The following is a 23222-nucleotide window of genomic DNA, read 5'->3' as shown; positions in this document are numbered from 1 at the left end:
GACCAAATTCCTCCTCGCAATAATGCAATCGGTGCTCATATTTCTAACACAGAATATTTAGAAGGTTTTCAATATATTACTATCATAAATTTTGTCGCACAAGCATTTAAACAAACTGATGATAATATACTATCGGCAAACACTGCTGGGGAAGAAGAAGTATTTGTTAAAAGTGAAGAATTAATAATTACATCAATTCATTGAAAATTAAAAAAAAGAAAAAGGCAGCTAAAAGAATTTTCACATGTGTATTTCCAGATTTAATATGCTATCTATCCAGCACACTGTTCATTTAATCTTAAGGAATTAGTAACTTATTTAACATTTATTAAATAAATATAGTTTATGTCATAAGATTTGTTAACTTTACTTTTATAAATTAGAATATGAAAAAACTTTACTCCGCATTATTTCTTGTATTTATTCTCTATACTATTTCCGCCCAAGATGTTCTGTGGCAAAAAGATGTACAATCCTCTACACAGGACTTTCTCTCAACAATGTCCACTACTTTGGACAGGCAAATTGTACTTTCCGGAAGTGTAATTCAAAAATCAAAAATATCAGGGGTTAGCTCTGGTGGAGCAACTGCTACAAATGCAGGATATGATTACCGCTTACTCAAACTTTCACAAGAAGGAAATATTCTTTGGGATAAACACTTTGGTGGATCAAAACATGATTATTTAGTTTCGACTACAACTACCAGAGAAGGTGGGTTTTTATTAACCGGAACTTCCTATTCCAACCAATCCCTTGATAAAATAGATAATAATATCGGAGGTTCAGATGTTTGGTTGATTCGGCTGAATGAAGCAGGACAAGAACTGTGGCAAATAACATTAGGAACAAAAAATAACGATGAAGCTTCGGCAGTGACACAATCTTTAGATGATGGTTTCTTTGTCGCCGGAAATATAAATTCTAATAAAAATTTGTTCGGTTCAAAAGATGTTTTTATTTCCAAATTAGATAAAACGGGAAAACTCATCAATACCACTATTCTTGGAGGAAATTCTCTAGATGAAGTACAAGAAATGATTGCGACTCCGGATGGAGGGAGCATCCTTTTGATATATTCCACCTCGGGGAAAACAGAAAATAAAATTTTCAATACTTTAGAAAAAGACGAACCAAATACTGAAAATAAAGCAGTTGATTTATTGACTTCTCAAAAAGGAGAAACAGAAGCCAAAACTATTATAGGTAAAACAGAAGAGAATTTTGGCGAGGGAGATTACTGGATTGTAAAATTAGACAAAAACGCAAATGTTGAATGGCAAAAGACTTATGGTGGGAGTGCTGACGATCATCCCAAAACCATAGTATTTACTGACAAAGGATATTTAATTGGAGGAGAAAGCAGAAGTAATTCTTCAGGCAATAAAAGAGAAAACGTAGAAGAAGGCACAGATTTGTGGTTGATCTCTTTGGATATAAATGGAAATGAGTTGTGGCAAAAATCATACAGTTTCGGAAACCGAGATGTGTTAATGAGTGCTAATGTCATTAGAAAAACAAACAAAGACAACTTTAGCGAAGACAGAGGATTTTTATTAGGCGGTTACACCCAAGCGGAAGGAAAAATAGAAAGCGATGATGAGAAGTTCTGGATGCTTTATATCAATGCAGACGGAAAAGAAGAATGGCGTAAACATGTGGAAGGAAAATCTAAAAAGAAAGAAGAACGCTTGGTCTCAGCGAAATTACAGACGGATGGAACATTTCTCTTGGCTGGAACAAGTGCGGAAGAATTGGGACAAGAAAACTGGAAAATTATAAAACTGGGTGATAAAGATTTGGATAATCTTACTGAAAAGCAAGAAGTCCGGATTTACCCGAATCCTGTGGAGGATTATTGTTATGTAGAAATTGGTTTTGAATTTACAGGTGAAGCGGAGATTACGCTGTATGATATAAGTGGCAGACAACTTCAAGCAATTAAAACAATGCATAAAATTACTAAAATAAATACTAGTGTCTTGCCGCAGGGAGTTTATATTTTAAAAGCACAAACTCCTAATAAATCTGTTAATTCTAAAATTGTAAGGAAATGAGAAAAATAATTACTGCTTTTCTACTTGTAATCTTATCTACTAGCGAGCTTTTTGCGCAAGGTATTCCACCTGCCCCTATTACTAAGACGATTGATATGTTTCCTAAGACACCTGATGTGGCAGCGTTAACTAAACATATAGATATTCCTCCGGGCAATTTTACAGGTGTTGCAAATTTTACGATTCCGATATATACGATAAATATTGACGGTGTTAAAATTCCTATTGAATTACTCTACACTACAACGGGTATTAAAGTTGGTGAAATAGCTAGTAGAGTTGGTTTGGGCTGGGCTTTAAGCACTGGTCCATCTTTAACACGACAGGTCATTGGTAGCTTGGATAACACGACAGAAAAACCCGTATTCCAAAATATAAATCAAATACCGTTTATGTGTGCTTACGATTACAATACAGGCAGTTATTCTTTTAATAGTCCCTGTGGGATAGCATTAAGCGCTTTAGGTTATTATCCATATTTGCAGCCCATAAACCCAGATTCTAATCCTGATATTTTCTCATACAATTTAGTAGATAGTAGTGGACGATTTATATTAGACTATAATGGTATAGCGGGAATACCTATGCCTTACAATTTGACTAAAATAACACCCCTTTTATACTATGGGAAGATTAATGGGATGAAAATGGTTGACGAAAAAGGAGTAGTCTATAAGTTTAAAGATGATATTGTTACAAATGCGCTACGAAATACATCCACCTGTAATCTTTTTAATGAAGAAGATGCTGTACCAAATATGAAGCTCGACACCATTACTACACTTTCGAATAGAAAAATTATTTATAATTATAATAAACCTATAGTCACAAATTATATAACATCAATTTCTGAAAATAAGATTATAGATACAAATAGATCATCAATTGGTGGTTTTTCAGCCGAATATTATCCTGCCCAACGTTGTATAAATAAAACTGCTTCTACAGAGCATGTGCTTTCTGATATTATTTTTGATGGTGGCAAAATATTATTTTATTATAATAATGATGCAGAGGGTTATACTGAAAATATAAGACAAGATTTAATAGGAGAAGTTTATTTAACCCGCATAAAAGTAATGAGTGAAAGTAATAAAATTATTAAGGACTTCACCTTAAATTATTCTTATTTCGATTCATCAAATGACTTCGCTCCGGAACTTTATGCAAACATTTTGTCTAATTCTCCTGAAATTTTTAAACGATTAAAGCTTATAGAAGTAAAGGACAACCTTAATGCAGCTCAATATACATTAGAGTATTACGAAGAAGACAATTTACCTAACAGAATGTCTTTTGCTCAAGATTATTGGGGAGTATACAATGGAAAACATGAGAATCAAAGCCCCCTTCCTACGATCAAGACACATGATTTACATAGCAATAAAATAAAAGTGTTTTTAGGTGCAGACAAAAACCCTGACATTACTTTTGGGGTAATAGGAAATTTAGAAAAAATAACATATCCTACGGGAGGCTTTTCTAAGATTACTTACGAGGCTGATGATTATATAAAGAAAATTTACGTAGATCCAGTTTATAAATATACAAAAGACTCAATTAGAGCAATTGAAGGTGAAGGCGCGGTGGCGTTTGAAATACCAACAGACACAACTTTTAATAAAAGAATTACACTTTTTTCTCCAGGTAAAGATGAGATTCCCCCTAGACCTCATACTCGATCTTCTTGCGGCTGGAATTTATGGAAAAAAATTAATGGACAATATATTAACATAGAACAGAATCACTTCACAGATGAAGATAGAGTTGACGAGCCTGGTTTCTATAAATTAGAAATTCAAGTAAACACAGGTGCTAAACAACCGCCAGAAAAATGTGAGGTTCAATATGATTGGATTACCGAACAAGTGATCAATAATTCTGAGACTGTAAAAACAGGTACTATACGAATAAAGCAAATTGAAAGTGAATCGGAAGACAACGGAAAAATAGTTAGAAAATATTTTTACGTAAATCCTTCAACAAATCAGTCGAGCGGTATAAATAGGGGAGAAGAATTATTTGCTTCAGTTTCGTACAGTGAAGTTAATGTTGGCCCAAGCCTACCAGCGATGTACGGTGTAGGAAGAACTTTGAAAGTTTTATCTATCAGTAACAATCCAGGGTGGCAAATTAATACAGTTAATGGTAAAGCAATTGGTTACGAATATGTACAAGAAATTTATCAATCATATTTAGATCCTACAAAAAATTATAAAAAAAGTTTTAAATTTAACATTGCAGAAACATCTGTTATATATCAATATGAGCCTTTTAGTCCAGTAAATATTTCTTGGCCTCAAAAAAATTTAGATGATGGACTACTACTCGAAGAAAAATTTTTTAATAATGTTGAAGATACAATTCGTCTAGTTAAGAATGAATATGAATACGACTCTTATTTTAATCAATTTGCTTCAATGAATCCTTATCCTACAGCATATAATTCACTGATTGCTAAAGGAATGGATATACGAATTAAGCGAATTGATACTGATTATTTAGGTGGACAAATTATTCATTTTAATCGTAGAGATTTTGATATAAGAAATATGTGGATTAAAAATGTAAAAAGTACTACAACTGATTACGTAAATAATCAACCAACTATCTCTACCGAGCAAACGACAGCATATTCAACAAACACAGGACAAAACAGGCACACTTTTCCCGAAAGTCAAACAAGTACAGTGATAGGTAGCGGGGATATTTCAACATCGAATTTCAAATATCCTTCGGATTTAGCATCTACAGATACGGTAGTTGCACAAATGGTTTCAGCCAACATAATCAGTGACCCATTGGAAAAAGAAATAATCAAAAACGGAAACGTAGTTTCTAAAATAAAGACAATTTTTGCTAAAAATACAGAAACAAATAATTTGATATTACCTGTTGCAGTTTTCAGTAAAGATTTAAATTCATCAACGATGGAAAGTCAATTCACTTACGACCTCTATGACACCAACGGCAATCTTCTCCAATACACTACAAAATCAGGAGTCTCCACTGTAATTATCTGGGGCTATAACCAAACCCAACCCATTGCAAAAGTCGAAGGGGCAACTTATCCAGGTCAAGTTCCATTAAAGACAACAGATATTGCGCAATACTTAATTGACGCTATTGTTAATGCTTCAAATTTAGATGATGCTGACCCGTCTGAAGAAAGTAACTTTATTATCGCTCTGGATAATTTTAGAAAGAATGAAATATTAAAAGATTATCAAATTACGACTTATACTTATGATCCATTAATTGGAGTAACCAGTATTACTCCACCTTCCGGAATTCGTGAAATTTACAAATATGACACCGCCAACAGATTGCAATCTGTAATAGATGTGGACGGCAATATTTTGAAAGAATACCAATACCATTACAAACCATAAAATTATGCAGAGAATTTTATCCCTTTTTGGTTTATTGGTGATGGGAAGTGTGTCTTTCGCTCAATTATCACAAACCGAAAATTACGTTTACAGCAAAACAAATCTCCGTGCAGACGGTTCTAAAAAGGTAGAATCCGTCACCTATTTCGATGGTTTGGGAAGACCAAAACAATCCATCGCCATCAAAGCTTCGCCTACTGGAAAAGATGTAGTGATGCCAATAACTTACGATGGTTTTGGCAGACAAGTAGATTCTTGGCTTCCTGTACCAATGAGTTCCCTAAGTGGGACTATTCAAAATGGCGTAGAATCTTCGGCTACTGCATTCTATCAAAATTTAGTGAATGACAGTTCTCCCTTTTCTCACAAAGTTTTAGAAAACTCGCCCTTAGACAGAATTACCGCGCAAATAAATCCCGGCGCAGCTTGGGCAAACAAACCCATCAATTTTTCCTATGAAGCCAATGCCACAAACGAGGTCATCAAATTTACCACAGCCACCACTTGGGTGGAGAATAGAACCAACTCGGTTTTAACAAATTCTGGATTTTATGCGGAAGCAACTCTATACAAAAACACGGTACAAGATGAAGACGGTAACACAACCATAGAATTTAAAAACGGCGAAGGGCAAACATTATTAGTACGAAAAATGCTTAATGGTACTCCCGTAGATACTTATTACGTGTATAACGAGTATAATCAACTTGCATTTGTGCTTTCACCGTTAGCGATAAGCATTATAAGTTTATCGGATACGTTAAATGATCTCTGCTACCAATACCGCTACGATGGACGGGGAAGATTAGTTGAGAAAAAACTTCCCGGCAAAGGTTGGGAATATATGGTCTATGATAAAGCCGATCGACTGATATTGACCCAAGATGCATTGTTGCGCGCGAACAGCAAATGGCTGTTTACAAAATACGATCAGTTTGGACGTGTTAGCTATACGGGTATGATCGAGGGGGGAACAAGATTGAGTCATCAGGATGCAATTAAGGATTTAGTGATAGTGGAATCACGTGATGATAATGGTGGATTCACTCAGAATGGAATTACAGTTCAATATACCAAAGGATATTATAGCAATATTGCTACGGTGCTTTCCGTTAATTATTACGATAAATATCCCGCAGGTACACCCTTACCTTCGGGAAGTCAAATCTTTGGGATTGATATTCTAAAAGATACTTTTCCTACCGGAGTTACTCAATCCGCGCAATCCCTGCCCACTGCTTCCATGGTAAAAAATATAGAGAACGATGGCTGGACAAAAAACTATTCCTTTTACGACCGAAAAGGAAGACCCATCGGAAGTTACACCGCCAATCACCTCGGTGGTTTTACCAGAACAGAAACCGAATTGGATTTTGCCGGCCTTCCTAAAAAAACCTATACTTTTCACCAAAGAAAATCTACTGATGCCATTCTACAGGTGAGGGAAAGATTTGAGTACAATCAATTTAATAATGCGTTGATCAATCATTACCATGAAGTGGTGGGGAAATCGCCCGAAGAATTGTTAACCCACAATACCTACAACGAGATCGGGCAACTGGAAAAGAAAAACGTAGGCAACAATATCCAGGAAATAGATTATTCCTACAATATTCGTGGTTGGATGACCGGTATTAATTTAGATGCCAATGAAAATCTGATTGCGACCAAACTTTTTAGTTATAAAATCAAATACAACCTTATCGCGCCATCATCTCCTGTCTTGCCGAAATTTAACGGTAACATAGCGGAAATTGATTGGATTAAAAAGGATGGTACTGCAAAAAGGTACAGTTATAATTACGATCAGTTAAACCGGCTTTTAGATGGTATTTATCAGGATCCGGACGATGCCTTACCGCTAACGTATATAAATAGTGAAAGTGTAGAATACGATGTTAACGGTAATATTACTTATTTATACAGAAATGCTAAACATGGAAAAAGGTATACTCCTATTCAAATTGATAATCTAACATATCAGTACGAAAATGGAAATAAAAGCAACCGCTTGCAAAGCATCACAGACGCTACCCATAACACAATCGGTTATGAAGGCGGGGGTGGCGCTAACCTATATGACGTAAATGGTAATATGACTAATATGCCGGATAAAGGCATTACCAATATTGCGTACAATTTCCTAAACCTGCCTAAAACGATTGTACAAAAAGGCAACACCAGCAGTTTCCTTTACCGCGCAGATGGTGTAAAATTGAAGAAAGCGTACACGTTGGTGAACCAAAGCGGAACCCACCTGATCAACACCGAATATTTAGACGGCTTCCAGTATTCCACGCCGAATGTTGAACCTATAAGACTGGCTTTGGAGGAACAGGATGACAGCACGGTAAGTATGTCCAGAGCGGGGAATGAAGAAACTTTTTCTGCTTTGGAGGAAAGAACAATTGCAGTTCCCGGTTATCCGCAGCAGGAAAATATGATCTTATCCTTTTTCCCTACCGCAGAAGGATTTTACGATTATGAAAATTTTAGGTATATTTATCAGTATAAAGACCACCTCGGAAATGTGCGGGTGAGCTATGTGAAAAACAGCGCAGGCGAAATTCAGGTGATGGACTCTAATGATTACTATCCTTTTGGGATGAGTTTCATTAAAAATAATTCAAATTCCTATTATGATCCAATGGCGATACCGTATAATTACAAGTTTCAGGAACAAGAACTTCAAGAGACTGGGTTTTATGCATTTAAGTGGCGACAGTATATGCCGGATGTGGGAAGATTCTTTAATATTGATCCTGTGGCAGAGAAATACAATACTTGGTCACCCTACACTTTTAGCGGAAACAGAGTAATTGATGCGAGAGAGCTGGAAGGACTTGAGCCCTATATTGTTACAGGGCGTGCATTTATTCCAGATAGAAAAGTTCCTAATCCAAAACCATTTTCGAATACTAAATCTTTTTCGGGAGATGACAGAAATTCATATAACGTAAATGCAACTTCATATAGAACAGAGCAGAAAGTAAGAGTTGATTTTGATAATAATAAGGTTACGTTATTAAATAATAAAGCAAGTGGCTCTACAGGATTTGATAAAAACGGAAAAACTGTTGAGCATTCTGAAGCTGGCAAAGCGGGACCAACACCAACTTATACTCCTGGAACTATGAAAAAGGGTTCAACAACTATTCATATGGAAGTAGATGCATCAAATAAACTAGTTGATGGAGCGCCTGCAATAAACTATGATGTAAATGTTACTTTAACCCAGCAAAATAATGGTTCATTCAATTATAATATTGAAGGTAAAACAGATGGTTTTCCTGCTTATGAATTTTTTATTACTGATGAAAAAACAAATAATTCTTATTTAATACACGGCAGTAATCCTGCTCAAACAGGAGATACACCAGTTTCATTATTTCCTCCAATGGAAAAAAAGGTTGATAACGCGGGAAATAGTAATTATACGACACCTACTGACGAAAAGAAATTTGGAAAATGATAAAAAAGAATCTGATTATAAAACTTTTAGGAGTATTATTTTTTATTGCAGGAATTATTTTAAATATTAATATGTTTCTAAAAGAAGCGTGGGCTACTTACTATTTTATATTAATCTGCTTATTAGGAATTGTCTTAGTCTTAATGTCTTTCTTTGCAAAAAGCCTATCATATTTTATTCAAATTATAATAGGTTTAATCTCAATTATAATAGTTCTTTATTTACTGTTATAGATTTTGAAAACGGCGGCTCCGTCTGATAGCAGTGATTTTAATCTTCTTTTTCTAAATTTTATAAAACGCAGTATTAATAAGGGTTTGTAAACATGAAATTTCTTTAAAAGGAAAAACGAAATAGCAAAAGCCAACTTTTAGGAGTTGGCTTTGTTTATAAAAGATTTTCATTTTTCAGAATTTCTGTAATATCTTTTTGCGGGCTCCGTTTGATAACAATAAATTTTAATCAATTTTTCTAAATTTTCTAAAAAGGCAGTATCAATAGATGTTTATAAACTAGTAAATTCTGTAAAAGATAAAACGAAAATTCGTTTTTGGTAATTTTCTAAACAAAAATGAAGATTTTCATTTTAAATATTGGCTTTTTTTAAAAATTGTAAAACCATTTTGAAAAAGTTACTTCTTAAACATTTGAATGAAAGATTAGTGAAATTGCCCGTTTCATTAGTTTATGGGCACACTTTACCACAAACAAAGGCTTTATTGGCTTCTATTCTTTCTATATTTAATTTTGAAAAGAAGATTTTAGTATCTTTTAATTCGGGGTTTCCATACACTTCATCGGGTGTATAAATTTTGTGAAAATAATGTGGCTTTTCGCTGTTATATTCTGTAATAGATTGGCTTATGTAATCTTCTAATTCAATAGAACTTAACTCTATATTTTTCAAATAGGTCTGTTTCAAAATCCTATTATTTCCTTCTATCAAGCTGTTAGAAAACAAAACATCTTTTAAAGCAATTTTTTTGTGAACATCAATTTGGCAATTCTTTATAAAATTTTGAACGGTAGAATTATTATTTTCACTTCCACCATCTACAATCCTAATAGCATACTTAATACCTGGACACAAAATATAGTAATAACATTAAATTTGTGTCATGAGTTTACACCGAAAGAATTGGGATCAGAAAGAGAAAGAAGAAATACTGCTGTTTGTGCAGCAGCACGGCATCAGCCGGGCCTCGCGGGAGTTCAATGTTTCAACTGCTGCGATTTATAACTGGAAGAAAAAGTTTGAGAGCTGAACGCAGCGGGTCTGGAAACAGGGGCCAAAACTGCTGTGGAGCGAGAACTGGCGCAACTTAAAAGAGAAAACAGCGAGCTTAAAAAAATGGTCGCTGAGCGCGAACTGGCCATCCGCGTAAAAGATGCGCTTTTAAAAAAAAATGCATTTCTAAAGAAGAAAAAATAATGGTGCTGGATGATTTTCTTGAGCAGGAGTTCCCCTTAAGGCCCCTGCTGCGTATTTTAGCTCTGCCCAAAAGTTCGTATTATTATAAACCCACCGGCAACAAGGCGGGAAAGCGGCCTGTGAACTATTTTTATAAGCAGGGCGATGCGGTAAGCAAAGAGCAGCTGGTGAGCGACATCAAAGAGCTTCTCTCGCATGAGTTCGTGGATTATGGCTATTACAAGACTTATATTCACTTAAAGCAGGAGCTGGGCTATGCAATCGGTTCCTCCAGAACCTACCGCATCATGAAAGAGCACAATTTACTGAAGTTCCAAAGAGATCAGATTAAAAGAGTCAACCGCAACTGGGTAAAAGAGCTGGTGCCAGTGGTCAGCAAAGCTTTTGAGTTTCTGGAGTTCGATATCAAGTTCGTTTATATACAGGGGAAAAGAACCAATGTCATGGTGCTGACGGTGCTGGATGTGTTCAGCCGCTGGAATCTGGGACAGTATATTGCCTACCGTATCCGAAAACAGGATGTGATTACGCTCTTTCAGCGCATCATACAGCAGTATCCCATGCCAGGGCGCTTTATTGTGAGAAACGATAACGGAAGCCAGTTCATCGCGGCCGAGGTACAGGCCTATTTTGCAGAGAAAAACATCATCCAGGAGTTCACCAAGCCTGCTACACCGCAGCAAAATGCACATATTGAAAGCTATCACTCCATCATGGAAAGTGCTGTATGTCAGCGGTTCGAATTTGAAAATAAAGAGGATTTCATTAATACACTCAGCCGGTTCCGGGATTTTTATAACTTTACCAGAATCCACGGTGGCCTCAAATATCGCTCACCTGCCAGTTTCCTGCAGAAACAAGGATATGATCTTGCTTCATTAACAGCAATATAAGAACAAAAAATATTTAGAAAAAATAGTCCAGGTTTTGGCGTTTAAGACACAATCAGATCCAAACTTTGCGTACCAATTTTTAAATCTTCTTTCTGTAAATATTGCTCATCAATGGCTCGTTTCAAACTCTCTAATCTTATTGCTCCAGAAAGTTGTTCACAAACATCCCAAGCCAAAACCTTTCTTGAAAAATTGTCCATTACCGTATAAATGAACATCATTTTATTGTCCGTGGTTTTGTATCTGGTAACATCCATATGCCAAATTTCATTCGGCTTTGCTGCCCTCACGGAAACTCTATTTCTTTTTTTATAGAATTTCTTACGCTTCAAACCTAACCCCAACAATTTTGCATAATGATACCAACTTTGTCTGGACATAAAAATTTTGCCATCTTTCACCGCTTTGCCCCAAACTGAACCGCTGCTCCAATGCAAGTATCTTTTATCTGCCAATAATAACTTCATAACATTAATTTCTTTTTGGCTGATCTGTCGGCTTACTCGTTTATAACAAAGCCAAATGAGAGATTCTTTACATTCGTATTTCTTCATTTTTCTGCCACTGCCCAAATTGATTTGAAGATATTTTTAAGAATTTTAAAACTAACTTTTTATTTCCATAAACTTCTATCAATTTTCCAATAAGTGGAGTCAGAAAATTATAATTAGATTTAATGAATTTCTGAAATTTTTTCTCGCCAAAGATATTTAGGATAGTTAAATACAATTTGCAAAACGCTACAAATAGTTCTCTGCTTTTTTGTAAACGTAGATCGGCAATTATTTTCAAATCTTCCAAAGTGCATTGCGCCATTTCCTCAAATTCCGCACCAGAATAGTAATTAACATTTTTGTTTTTCCAGTAAACTGATGTGTTTGCAGGAATTTTTTCTAAATATGCTTTCGGAAATATTTGTTTCTCTATTCCCAAAGAAAAGCAAAGCTTGATGTTTGTGTGATAGGAGGTGTAGTTTTGCGGCATAAAATATTCGTTTGAATGTTTTGTAATACTATTATCAAATTTTTAACCTTTGTGTGGAAATATATTTAAATGATTTTTATCCAAAATAATTTGGGGTAAACAGTCGCAGAAACCTTCATTTATGCAAGATGTTAGTGACTTAAAAGAAAGTACTCTGTAGCGGTTGCATAATTGTATCGCAAAATTATTTTGTTTTGCGATATATTTTTGCGAATTATTTCAGTCTTAAATTATAAATTAGCCTTTTAAAAATTTTTTAAAATATGCTGATAGGTTACGCGCGAGTTTCAACACAGATCCAGGATAATACGATACAAATAGAAGCTTTAAAAAATATGGGGTGCGAAATGATTTTTGAAGAAATTATTTCTGGTGGAAGATGGGATCGCCCAAAATTACAGGAGTTACTAAATTACATAAGAAAAGGAGATACTATTGTCGTTTGGAAATTAGACCGGTTATCTCGATCTCTAAAGGATCTTCTGTTTATTATGGAGCAGATTGAAAGAAAAAAAGCAGGTTTCAGAAGTTTAACCGAGTCAATTGATACTACAACGTCTGCCGGGAAGATGATGATGCAAATGGTGGGCGTATTTGCAGAGTTTGAAAGAAATATATTGAAAGAAAGAACTCAAAGAGGTTTGGAATATGCGAGGAAACAGGGTAGAGTAGGCGGTAGAAGGCCAAAATTAAAACCAATCCAAATGCAAGAAATTATTCAGTTGCATGCTGCCGGAAAATCAGCTCCAGAACTTTCACAATTATTTAATGTTCACCAAGCGACCATTTACAGATTAATTAAGAAGAAAACATAATTAATTTGACTTGAAAAAATTTCGTAAAATTCCAATTTGAATTCTGGTTGGGTTTTTTCTATGTCTTTAAATGATGTTTTTTTCGGCGGTTTAACGATGATATTTAGAAGTCAATTTATCTCTTCTGTAAGATTTAATCCTTACATTTGAAAGGATTAAATTAAATTGTCATTGTTACTAAATTGTTGTTGAAGATTCTCCTCCAGGGAATCTTCAATCATTATTAGATATTTTTTTAGCAGAAATTATGGTTAACAGAACCCCCGCAAAGACGGATAAAGACTTCGAACATTTGCTGCAGTTTATTAAGCAGAAACAACTTCAGGTATTTCAGAAAGTTAATACTGCCCTTATTGATTTGTATTGGGATCTTGGGCAAACCTTAAGTAAAAAAGTAAAGAACAATGAGTGGGGTAAAAGTATAGTAACAGATTTCGCTAAATACATTACTTCAAATGCTCCGGATATTAAAGGTTTCAGTGATAAGAACCTTTGGAGGATGAAGCAGTTTTACGAAACCTATGTTGATCACCCGGAACTCTCAGCGCTGCTGAGAGAAATCCCCTGGACACACAATACTATCATTTTTTCCCGTTGCAAAAGCGCGGAGGAAAGAATGTTTTATATTAAACGTTGTATTTGTGAAAATTATTCTACCAGAAATTTAGAAAGGCAGATTAATGCCTCGCTATATGAAAGAACACAATTGGGAGATGAGAAACTCTCAGCAGTGATGAGAGAATTGGAACCCAGTACAAAACACATTTTTAAAAACAGCTATGTATTGGAATTCTTAGGACTGCCGGAGGAACATACCGAGAATGATTTGCAGAAGGAGTTGGTAAAGCAAATTAAGAAATTCATTATCGAGTTGGGAAAAGACTTTCTGTTCATCGACCAGGAATATAAGCTACAGGTGGGTAATAGTGACTTTTATATTGATTTGTTGTTTTATCATCGCGAATTGCAATGTTTAGTAGCATTGGAACTGAAAACGGACAAGTTCAAACCAGAACATATGGGCCAGCTCAATTTCTATTTAGAAGCGCTGGATCGGGATGTACGAAAACCTCATGAAAATCCGAGTATTGGTATTTTATTGTGTCGAGACAAAGACGAAGAAGTCGTTGAATATGCACTCTCTCGAAATTTGAAACCCAGTATGGTTGCAGAATACCATTTGCAGTTACCTGATAAAAAAATGTTGCAGGAAAGGCTCCATCAGATCTTAGATCGTAAGGAAAGTTAGTGAGTAGGGAAGATTAATGGCTACTTGAAAATAAGTAAACCCGATCGATTGTGAATTTCTAAAATAGAAGCTTAGTCAGTTACGTTTTTATACTAGATGAGTTATAATTTATTTAAAGTTGGGGTAAATGACATGATAGAAAAAGAAAAAATATTTCAAGAAATTGACGAAATTATAAGAAGCATTGATCAGTTTAAAAGTTCTTTGTTTGAGGGAGAACTCCACAAACGCCAAAATAAATTATTTTCTCCTTTTTTAAATGATGATGAAGTTTTAAAGAAGCTTTCATACTTAATTGCATACAGTCAAAATGCAAATTCGGAACTCGTAGAGCAAGTTTTGAAAACCGGTAAGTTCGACGAGGCCTTTCGAAGTTTTAAAATTGACGAAGTTGTCAAACTTAATCCTTGTGATATTGCAGAAATTCACTGGACTTCTATACAGGGAATAAGACAACAGGCAAAATTATTTCATATTGTTAGTTTGGCCCGGAAAATTGAAAAAATTGGTTCGTTCTCTGAAACTTTGAATAATAACCAAATCCCCAAAACCATTAATAGCGAAAACGATATTATACAATTTTGGACTGGTTTTGACCAACTCTTGAAAATCCTTAAAACTAATAAAATTCCATTTTTTCAATCTACAACTTCCTTGCTTCATCTTTTACTTGATATTGGTTACGATTGTGTAAAGCCAGATTTGGTGGTAATGAAAGTTGCTAAAAAATTGAATATTGTTGATAGCGTTGCCGGAGACAAGAATTTCAGGAAAACCGTTCGATTTATTCAGGAATATTCAATAAGTCGAAAAATTAGACCGTCTGTTGTTGACTTTTATTTTCTAATTGATGAAGGTCAAATGGGAGCGAAAAAATTTGTGACTGAAGATTTTTATAGATAGAAATTTAATACTATAATTAATTCCACAAAAAGTATTTTATTTTTCCGATTAAAGTGCTTCAATAAAATAATGTAGACCGTTTAATATTATTTTCATTTTATATTAGAAGTATATTAGTATAAATAGGTTATATGTATCTTTATCAAATTCGGTAATTGAATTATTAAATTTATTATACCTTTATTTATAATATTTTTATCCAAAAATGATCAAGATAAACAGTATCTGCTATTCTTTTCGCTTCGGATTTATAATGATTGTGATACAAATGCATTTCTTCCAATTTTAATAATTCGCTTTTTTCCCAGGTCGGAAAAAGTTCTGTTATCCAGATATTGACTTTTTCAAACCAATCTTGGTACTCATTTTTTTCTATAAAGCCTATCATACCACAGTGCGTGTGTCCCGCCCCATGTTTTCCTAATTTAAAGCGTTCTATTCCTCCATTTGGGTTGCCATCAGATGTTTTACCTATTACGTATTCCTTTTCACGATCTTTGGATGGCGTAGGTAAACGTTTTGCTTCCATTATAAATGTCGGTCTATGATCTTTTCCTTCTTCTACTATTGAATAAAAAATATCAGGAATTCCTCTTGTACCGTCATGGATATCCCGATATTGTGCGGCCGCAGTTAGAGATAAAAACAGTTTTTGCAGTTGAAAATTATTTTGTCCAATAAAAACCTGGGTCAAACTATCTTCATTCCACTTTTTTTTGTTGTGACTGCTAATCGCATTTGTAAATGGTTCAGCTGTATCAGCAATACTTTTTAATATCTTCTCATGTAGATCTGCCGGAGATACATTGATAGTAAAAGAATTTCTAGGAAATTCTTGGGGGAAATCATCAACTATCATTGCACTTCCTGATTTAATAACAGATCACCAAAAGTCTTGTCTGCATCTCTATAAGCAATATGAGAAAGCCAGTATCTTTTTTGATTTGGTTTTACAAAAACAATGGTATTATCAGAATGGTAGTACCGTAGAATTCTTTTTGAATTTAATCTGCTCGAAATTTCAAATTCTGAAATGACATCAATATTTTCTATAGTATCTTTTTTCCATTTGATATTCTTTTTTGTGGCCGTCTTTTGAAATTTGAAAACTACACAGATGTAGGAACTATCATATAACTCATTAACTTCATGCAACTGAAATGTTTTTTCCTTGTCGTGCTGCATTTCATTTAGTAATCTGCAGTAAGCATCGCTATAAAATTCTATACTATCCTTAAATTCTTTTTCAGCAATTTTATTTAAGATTTTTGAGCGTTCGCCATGTCGAAGAAAGTCTTGGTAATATACATTGACATCATTAATTATATTTAAATCTATTTCATTCAGAAACTCATCCCTATTTTCAATATAAGGTAATTGCATGTAATCCTTTTTGAGTATCGCAGTATTTAAATTTATTAATAACTGACTACTTGTACTATATATGAAAAACCGATAAAAATCTGAATTAGATTGGAAATTCAAATAGATACTTCTTAATAGATCTTTATTATTACTATTACTTTTTATCGAAATTAATTTATCTTTGAATGTGAAGGATTCTTTAGTATTCAAAAAAACTGGTAATTTTTCATCACCAATATTTTCCCAGATAATTAAGTTAGGTATTTCAAAGAAAAATTTTTTAGGAACTTTTGAAAACACAACATCACTGTCTATTACATCTAATGCTCCGTAATCAATTCCATTCGATGTAATCCCTGAAGTAGGTAACGTTTTAAGTGAATACATGTATTGTGGCTGTATTGTTCCTTCATTTGCTTTTATATATCCTTCAACAGATTCACAATCATTTTTTTTAAGATATTCCTGAAAAGAATTTAATACATTTGATTTGCTGACTAAACTTATTATTCTTCCACCTCCTAAAAGATTATTTTTCCAAATAAAGGGATTATTAATAGCATCATTTCTCTTTACAAAATGAAAATCATAATCGTCCACTTCAAAGACGATGCGTTCTTTTACGGCTTTCGTTCTTCTGAATACAAGATGTAAAATATTTTTGCTAAAATTCGGTTTTTCATTTCGAATAAAAATAGCGGCACTGGCTACATCTGCTCCATCCCAAAGACTATTATTTCTACCAAGTGGTGTGAAATCAAGGATTTGTAAAACATTGTAGTTTGAAAATAATTTTTCTTTATATTCTATAGAACTACTATTGTATAAGAGACTGGAAGATTTAATTATTAAACATTGCAAACCTCCCACCTCCAAAAACTCCAATGCTTCTGATAAAAATTTTAAGGCTATTTGTCCTTGTGGAATTTCTATGTTTTCCCTCTCCCACATTCTACTATAAGCATCAAGGGCACCTCGATCAAATGGTGGATTTCCTATAATTCTGGAAAACTTTTTATTCCTTATTTTACTAAAGGCAGATTTCTGTTGCAGTAGGCTTTCGGTTAAATTTTCTTTTTCAAGAAGGTGTTCTATAAAAAAATCACAATGTAAAACTTGATTTTCTGTAAGATCTGTAAATTTTAATTCATCAATAATTTGTTTCGGCGAGAGTTCATCACATAAGGCTAAACAAAGGCTGAATGCCGCCAATTTCGTGGCTTGGTATTCCTTATCAACACCGTATATACTGTTGAGTATATTTTTAAGAGTTTTTATTTTAGGTTTTTTCAGATCGTTTTGCAAACGCCACCATTGTACTAATCTCTTAAATGCCAAAACCAAGAATATTCCAGAACCGCATGCGGGATCCAAAACTGTAAATTTCTTAATGTTTACCTTATTATAGTCGTGTAAAGGCATTATTTCATCAACCAGTAATTGCGCAAGATGAGACGGTGTATAGTAAATTCCTTCTTGCTTCTTTTTTTCTTTCTGATTAAATAAGGCATCATCTCCACCTGCTAAAAATTCCTCATATATTCGGCTTATCAGTTCCACTGGAATATAACTGAATTCGTAAAATCGAATCAATTCCAGTACCTGATTATGGCTTTCTTCTGGTCTTTTGTATGCTTTTAATGCTTCCACTAAACTATTTAAATTTAGACCAGGAATTATTTTTTTTTCTTCAGTATTCCAGTCAAAGAGATTTCCATTTAGATCCCGTTGAAGATCTTCTAACAGAGCAACAAAATTACCATTAGATAAAACATCTACAAACTCTGAACAATTGCCATACTTTTGAAAATATTTCTGATTAAAAGAACTATTACCGTCAGGATCTTTTCTTTCTTCCAAATATTTGATCATTATCGATTGAATAATGATTTTTTTTATAACCTGTTCGTCAGCATCAGAATTTGAAAAAGCAATTTGCCGGGTAATTTCTCTTATCCATTGGATAAGAATATCATAAGAAGAAGCATTGAATTTAAAATCATTTTTTACACTGTTTTCAGCCCAAAATGCTCCAGTTTTAATTTTTACAGCAAAATTACTATTATAGAGTTGTTGTGCTTTTACAGCCAGTTTTATGGTTGCGAGATAAACTGGCTTATTTCTTGCCGTTGTATGTTGGGTACAATCCAGAATGATAACCTCTGTTTTATGGAATACACAAACTATCGGAACCGCGCCATTACTCCAGACTTTTTTTTGAATTTCGCTCAAATGATTTTCGCTCAAATCTGCGTGAGTACAATCATAGATATATATTTGTGCTTTTTGCCTACTAACTTCATTTCTAAAAAAAACTGCTGTAGCATCAAATTTATGAGCCTTTTCCAATTGTAATTTAATTGACGAATCTTCAATTGCAGTATAATTATCCGTAAAAAAAAGGCACTCGTTTATCTCTTGATGAAAACCAAGAGAATCAAGTCCGTCCTTAAAAGTTTGAGATAAAATCAAAAATATAGATTATCTACAAAGATAGAATTTTACATTACATGTTGACCATCTCGGACAATTCTGTTTTCCAACTATTTACAGGATTCTGTTCATTCCCAAAGGTTATTAAAGACTCGATTTAGTGAAGAGCGTGTCAATATGTATGTACTATTTAAAAATTAACAATTTTAAGATTAAAAGTTTCAGGATTTAATTGAGCGCGTTTCAGTTCAATGTTTTTAAATGGAATTTTATTTAATCGTAATTTAGATAGAATCTTATTTATATCTTTAGTTTTAAGATTACAACCGAAAACCATTTCCTTTAGAAAACTTGCATCATATTTAATCGATTCATAAAAAATGGATGTTTTATCAGATTTTAATATGGCTCTAAATTCTTTTTCATATTCCCAATCAACAGATTTGCTTGTTAGCCAATGCCTAATTATTTTACCCGACTCACTTTTACCCTCCACTTCATGAATTTCTTTTTCATATCTTACAGGTTGGATAGAAAACTTACCATTGTCTATTGGAAACTCAAACCCACAACACATTCCGCTATGTTTATCTGCATAATGAGACCACATTAAAAGATTGTCGTTTTTTTCGGAGAAACAACAAATTTTAAACTTGTCTCTCTCTTCTCTCATTATTGCATCTTGTTGCAGACGAAGTTTATTAATATCAAATTTTCTTTTTTCTTTTCTATTGAATTTAAGGTTAACAATTGTTTGTTTTAAAGTACAATCATCATAAATGACTTTTAACATCTTTTCGCTACAATCAAAGGGATCGTTAAATTTTATTGGATTAGTAAAATTTAAAGTACCTTCCATCAGAATATAATCAACAGTTGTGCAACAGTTTGAATAATGGTAAAGTCTTTTCCCTTTTAAAACCTGGCTAAAATCTTCGGTTTGTCTTTTATCTAAATCTTTTTCTGTAATTATCATAATCAACTATTTTCAACTATTTTAATTTCCTCCTCACTCAACCCGTAAAGTTCATAAACCATACGATCTATTTCCTGATCGGTAGAAGTGATTTGAGATTGGATTTGTATTGCTTTATTTTTCTCTTGGTCAAAGTACTGTTCCCAATCTGCCTTTTGGGAAAGGGAGAGTTCTACCTTTTGTTTTTTTAGTTCTTTTAGGAATTCATCATAAGATAAATGATACCAACTTTGTAATTTTTTCGGTAGGATTTCTAATGAAAATTCTCTTTTTAAATTTCTTTGAAATTTAGTTTCTTTTGAATTAAGCTCTTCTTTTAAATTAATTATTTTCTCTACAAGTGGTGTAATCAAATCCTCTATGTTTTTTGAATAAAACTTAATTGGTAATCTGCGCATGTAACTTAAGCCATATTTTCTTGCATCTCCCATTTTAATTGGGCATACATCCTTAATTATCCATGATAAAAGTTTTGAGTTAAGTACTCCTAAAATGAACCTAATTTTTTGCTCATTTTCAAAATATATTGAGTGGCTTGTTCCACCTCCAAAACTTAACGACTGATTATCGTAAATAAAATTTGGATGATTACCAACATCAAAAAATATTAGTTTTTTCTTTCTAATTTCATTTGGTGGCACTCTTCTCATTATTGAATACCATTCGATACCTTTTTCTTTAATTGTTGTTCGACTATCTTTACGATTTTCTAAAATTTCTTTGTTTTTATGTAAATAGGAATAAGCATTTGGATATTTACTCTTTACTTCATTTTCAAGTAAAATGTTGTTTTCAGAATCGTAAGGATATATAATGTACTTATCAATGTTTTCAATGCAATATCGCTTATAATTTTCAGGCTTGACGAATGGAAATATTATATCATTTTCAATCTCATGATTTTTTACTTCTTCAGCACTAAGAATAAAACTATTATCATTTCCTGTAATGATTCCATAGGTGAAGTCAGCGACATTCTCTAATAGTTGGCTGTCTTTATAAATCTTATCTTTTAAAGGTCTGTCTCTACTAAATTCCCATGGTTCGTCAGTATAATCAGAATAACAAAACTTATCCCATTTAATTTCATTCACCACCGAATCTGTATTTTCAACTTCTTTATATTCAAATATTAAAGAATTCGATTTACTAAAGTTTAAAATTGAGACATAAGTAGATAATCCTTCGAATACAGTAACTTTTGAAAGATCAAGATTTCTTTTCAGTTTACCATGAATTAATTCTCTGATTTTTCTCCCATATTCGGCTTTAAAAAACTGATTTGAAGTAATGAAACTAATAACCCCCCTTTCATTTATTAATTTTAAGGATTGTTCGATAAATAAAATAGAAATATCTACTCTTTTAAATGCAGAACTCATGTTACTTTTTAACCAGTCAATCACGGAATAATCTAAATTTTGTACCCTTACATAAGGCGGATTCCCAATTACGACATCAAAACCACCTTTCTCAAAAACCTGGGGGAATTCTTTTTCCCAATTAAATGCTTTGTCGCCGGCAACTTCAGGATCGTTAATTAATGAGTTTCCACACTTGATGTTATCATTCAAACTATTGAGTTTCCTGTTGGGTTCTGCGGTTCTTAACCAAAGAGAAAGTTTCGCAATCTCAACTGATTCTTCGTTTAGATCGACACCAAAAAGATTGTGTTCTAAAATACGCTCAGAATGATAACTAAAAATAATTGGAACGTTGAGTAATTTGGCTTCCAACTCGTCAACATATTGGTGTTCTTCAATCAGAAAATTCAGGGCTTCATTTAGAAATGCACCCGAACCACATGCAGGATCTACAATGGTAATTTGCAGTAACCAATTACGGTATTGATCTAATTTACTTAAAAGGTTTTCCTTTGTTTTCTGTTGGCGTTTCTTATCAGTGAAATATTCTTCTTCTACAATTTGAAATTCGGTTTTCTTTTCCTCACAGAGTTTACCAACCGTATTTTCGACAATGTATTTGGTGATGTATTTTGGAGTATAGAAAACTCCGTCCTTCTTTCTTTTGGTTTTGGATTTGTCTATTTCCGTTCCTTCCAACTGAGCCTTAATCTCATCTATTTCATTGAGAGAGTTTTCGAAGATATGTCCAAGAATATTGACATCTACTTCACTCGCAAAATCGTATTGAGATAATCTGAAAGTGTGTTGGTAGAGTAGGTCGTCATCAATCTTAATCTGATCTAAGATCTCATCTTCTTTGAATAAACCACCGTTGTAAGCAAAGACATCGTGATTCTTTCCTTTGAAACCTGTATTCAGATATCCAAAGTATTTTTTATAACGGTTATAAAGGGGGTCGTAAGCGTCTAAATCTTTCAGTTTATCCCACTGCTCCAAAATCTGTCTTACAGAGTTGGGTGGGAGTAAACCCCGATCTTCTCCAAACAATAAGAACAGAAATCTATCTAATAATTTTTGTGATTTCTGAAAAAGGAGTAAAGGATCATATTCAGGATTAAGCAGTGTTAAGTTTTGAAATAATTCCCTTTTGAAAACAGAGTAATCTTTGTACAGTTTCTTGGTAACAATATCTTCCTGATTAAGAGATTCATCTTTTAATTTCTTGGGGATATCGTTTTTAATGTTGTCGAATGATAGGAGCAGATAGAGGAGATTAAAGTCATCCTGTTGAAGGGTGAAAAGATTGAATTCTACGAACCTTACCGAGTCATCAATATATAATCTCAGTTTCTCGAAATTAGATGTTATAACGTACTTACATCCTGTTTGGTTGTTTTTGTAATTAAACGCCTGTTCTTCGACCTTTCCAAGATCCGTGGTATTCGTTCCTTTCAGTTCTATAACACCAACTACGTTTTCATCAATGATAATTGCACCATCCGCCTTTTTACTATCTTTTATGTTTTTGTATTCCGTTGTAAGATTGAAACCAATGGTTGGGTTTAAGGTGTAGCCGAATATTTTGACGAATAAATCTCTCAGAAATCCTTCTTGATATTGTTCCTCTTTAGAGTTCCGAATATTTTCCTGTATCTCAGGATTATGAAAATGAGCACAAAACAAATCCCACTGCTGGATGAGATTTTCTTTGTTCTGCGTCTTTAGGTATTTGGAAATGATCGTTTTCTGAAACATAGTTTAGTTTAGACCTTAAAAATAAACAATCGGCAATCCTTCAACAACTTAATAATTGAAAAAAAGGAATTTCTTGACCATTTCATCAAAAAGCAGAATGTAAATCGTATTTAAGTTGTAAAAAATTTT

The 23222-nt window shown here is 33.5% G+C and carries 15 protein-coding genes; 8 read left to right on the top strand and 7 right to left on the bottom strand.

Translation table 11 applies throughout. The features are described 5' to 3' along the window. The first annotated feature begins 386 nt into the window (after window positions 1-386). From H562_RS0100220 to H562_RS14375, 3 genes are read left to right on the top strand one after another with little or no spacing between them, the layout of a single operon-like run. A complete protein-coding gene (locus H562_RS0100220) occupies window positions 387-2057 on the top strand; it encodes a T9SS type A sorting domain-containing protein (RefSeq protein WP_027375675.1) in 1671 nt (556 codons plus the stop codon). Next, on the top strand, window positions 2054-5449 hold the full coding sequence (locus H562_RS0100215) for an RHS repeat domain-containing protein (protein WP_027375674.1): 3396 nt from the start codon (window positions 2054-2056) through the stop codon (window positions 5447-5449). Before H562_RS0100220 ends, H562_RS0100215 begins: the two co-directional genes overlap by 4 nt. A gap of 4 nt (window positions 5450-5453) precedes the next feature. Further along, entirely contained in the window at window positions 5454-8921 is a 3468-nt protein-coding gene (locus H562_RS14375) for a DUF6443 domain-containing protein (protein ID WP_051190339.1), read from the top strand. A gap of 685 nt (window positions 8922-9606) precedes the next feature. On the opposite strand, the gene H562_RS0100200 is transcribed toward H562_RS14375, so the two are convergent. Then, window positions 9607-10011, bottom strand: a complete 405-nt coding sequence (locus H562_RS0100200; protein WP_027375672.1) for a hypothetical protein — start codon at window positions 10009-10011, stop codon at window positions 9607-9609. A 28-nt stretch (window positions 10012-10039) separates the two neighbouring features. Here H562_RS0100200 and H562_RS15725 point away from each other — a divergent pair, with 28 nt between their 5' ends. After that, entirely contained in the window at window positions 10040-10186 is a 147-nt protein-coding gene (locus H562_RS15725; RefSeq protein WP_219729252.1) for a helix-turn-helix domain-containing protein, read from the top strand. Between the two features lie 166 nt (window positions 10187-10352). Continuing rightward, entirely contained in the window at window positions 10353-11246 is an 894-nt protein-coding gene (locus tag H562_RS0100185; RefSeq protein ID WP_027375671.1) for a DDE-type integrase/transposase/recombinase, read from the top strand. 41 nt (window positions 11247-11287) lie between these two features. Here the strand turns inward: H562_RS0100185 and H562_RS0100180 are convergent, their stop codons facing one another. Together H562_RS0100180 and H562_RS0100175 are read right to left on the bottom strand one after the other, a co-directional pair. Beyond that, window positions 11288-11800, bottom strand: a complete 513-nt coding sequence (locus H562_RS0100180) for a DDE-type integrase/transposase/recombinase (protein WP_027375670.1) — start codon at window positions 11798-11800, stop codon at window positions 11288-11290. After that, window positions 11781-12230, bottom strand: coding sequence for a hypothetical protein (locus H562_RS0100175; protein ID WP_027375669.1), 450 nt, complete (start codon window positions 12228-12230; stop codon window positions 11781-11783). Before H562_RS0100175 ends, H562_RS0100180 begins: the two co-directional genes overlap by 20 nt. Before the next feature lie 263 nt (window positions 12231-12493). On the opposite strand from H562_RS0100175, the gene H562_RS0100170 reads away from it, so the two are divergent. The 3 genes from H562_RS0100170 to H562_RS0100160 all read left to right on the top strand — a co-directional run bounded on the left by H562_RS0100170 (window position 12494) and on the right by H562_RS0100160 (window position 15197). Beyond that, a complete protein-coding gene (locus tag H562_RS0100170) occupies window positions 12494-13045 on the top strand; it encodes a recombinase family protein (protein WP_027375668.1) in 552 nt (183 codons plus the stop codon). A gap of 247 nt (window positions 13046-13292) precedes the next feature. Beyond that, window positions 13293-14294: a PDDEXK nuclease domain-containing protein gene (locus H562_RS0100165; RefSeq protein WP_027375667.1), complete on the top strand. Its 1002-nt coding sequence runs from the start codon at window positions 13293-13295 to the stop codon at window positions 14292-14294. A gap of 132 nt (window positions 14295-14426) precedes the next feature. Further along, complete coding sequence (locus H562_RS0100160) at window positions 14427-15197, top strand: hypothetical protein (protein ID WP_156831933.1); 771 nt, start codon at window positions 14427-14429, stop codon at window positions 15195-15197. A gap of 184 nt (window positions 15198-15381) precedes the next feature. Here the strand turns inward: H562_RS0100160 and H562_RS15265 are convergent, their stop codons facing one another. The 4 genes from H562_RS15265 to H562_RS0100140 all read right to left on the bottom strand — a co-directional run bounded on the left by H562_RS15265 (window position 15382) and on the right by H562_RS0100140 (window position 23093). Further along, window positions 15382-16056: a hypothetical protein gene (locus tag H562_RS15265; RefSeq protein ID WP_027375665.1), complete on the bottom strand. Its 675-nt coding sequence runs from the start codon at window positions 16054-16056 to the stop codon at window positions 15382-15384. Beyond that, a complete protein-coding gene (locus H562_RS0100150) occupies window positions 16053-19034 on the bottom strand; it encodes an HsdM family class I SAM-dependent methyltransferase (RefSeq protein ID WP_027375664.1) in 2982 nt (993 codons plus the stop codon). Before H562_RS0100150 ends, H562_RS15265 begins: the two co-directional genes overlap by 4 nt. A 151-nt stretch (window positions 19035-19185) precedes the next feature. Next, entirely contained in the window at window positions 19186-19971 is a 786-nt protein-coding gene (locus H562_RS0100145; protein WP_027375663.1) for a DUF2971 domain-containing protein, read from the bottom strand. Between the two features lie 2 nt (window positions 19972-19973). After that, window positions 19974-23093, bottom strand: coding sequence for an Eco57I restriction-modification methylase domain-containing protein (locus H562_RS0100140; protein WP_027375662.1), 3120 nt, complete (start codon window positions 23091-23093; stop codon window positions 19974-19976). Between the last annotated feature and the right edge of the window lie 129 nt (window positions 23094-23222).

Source organism: Kaistella palustris DSM 21579, assembly GCF_000422265.1.
Lineage (GTDB): Bacteria > Bacteroidota > Bacteroidia > Flavobacteriales > Weeksellaceae > Kaistella > Kaistella palustris.
The sequence above is the reverse complement of the archived record's forward strand: the minus strand, read 5'-3'. Positions and strand labels throughout refer to the sequence as shown.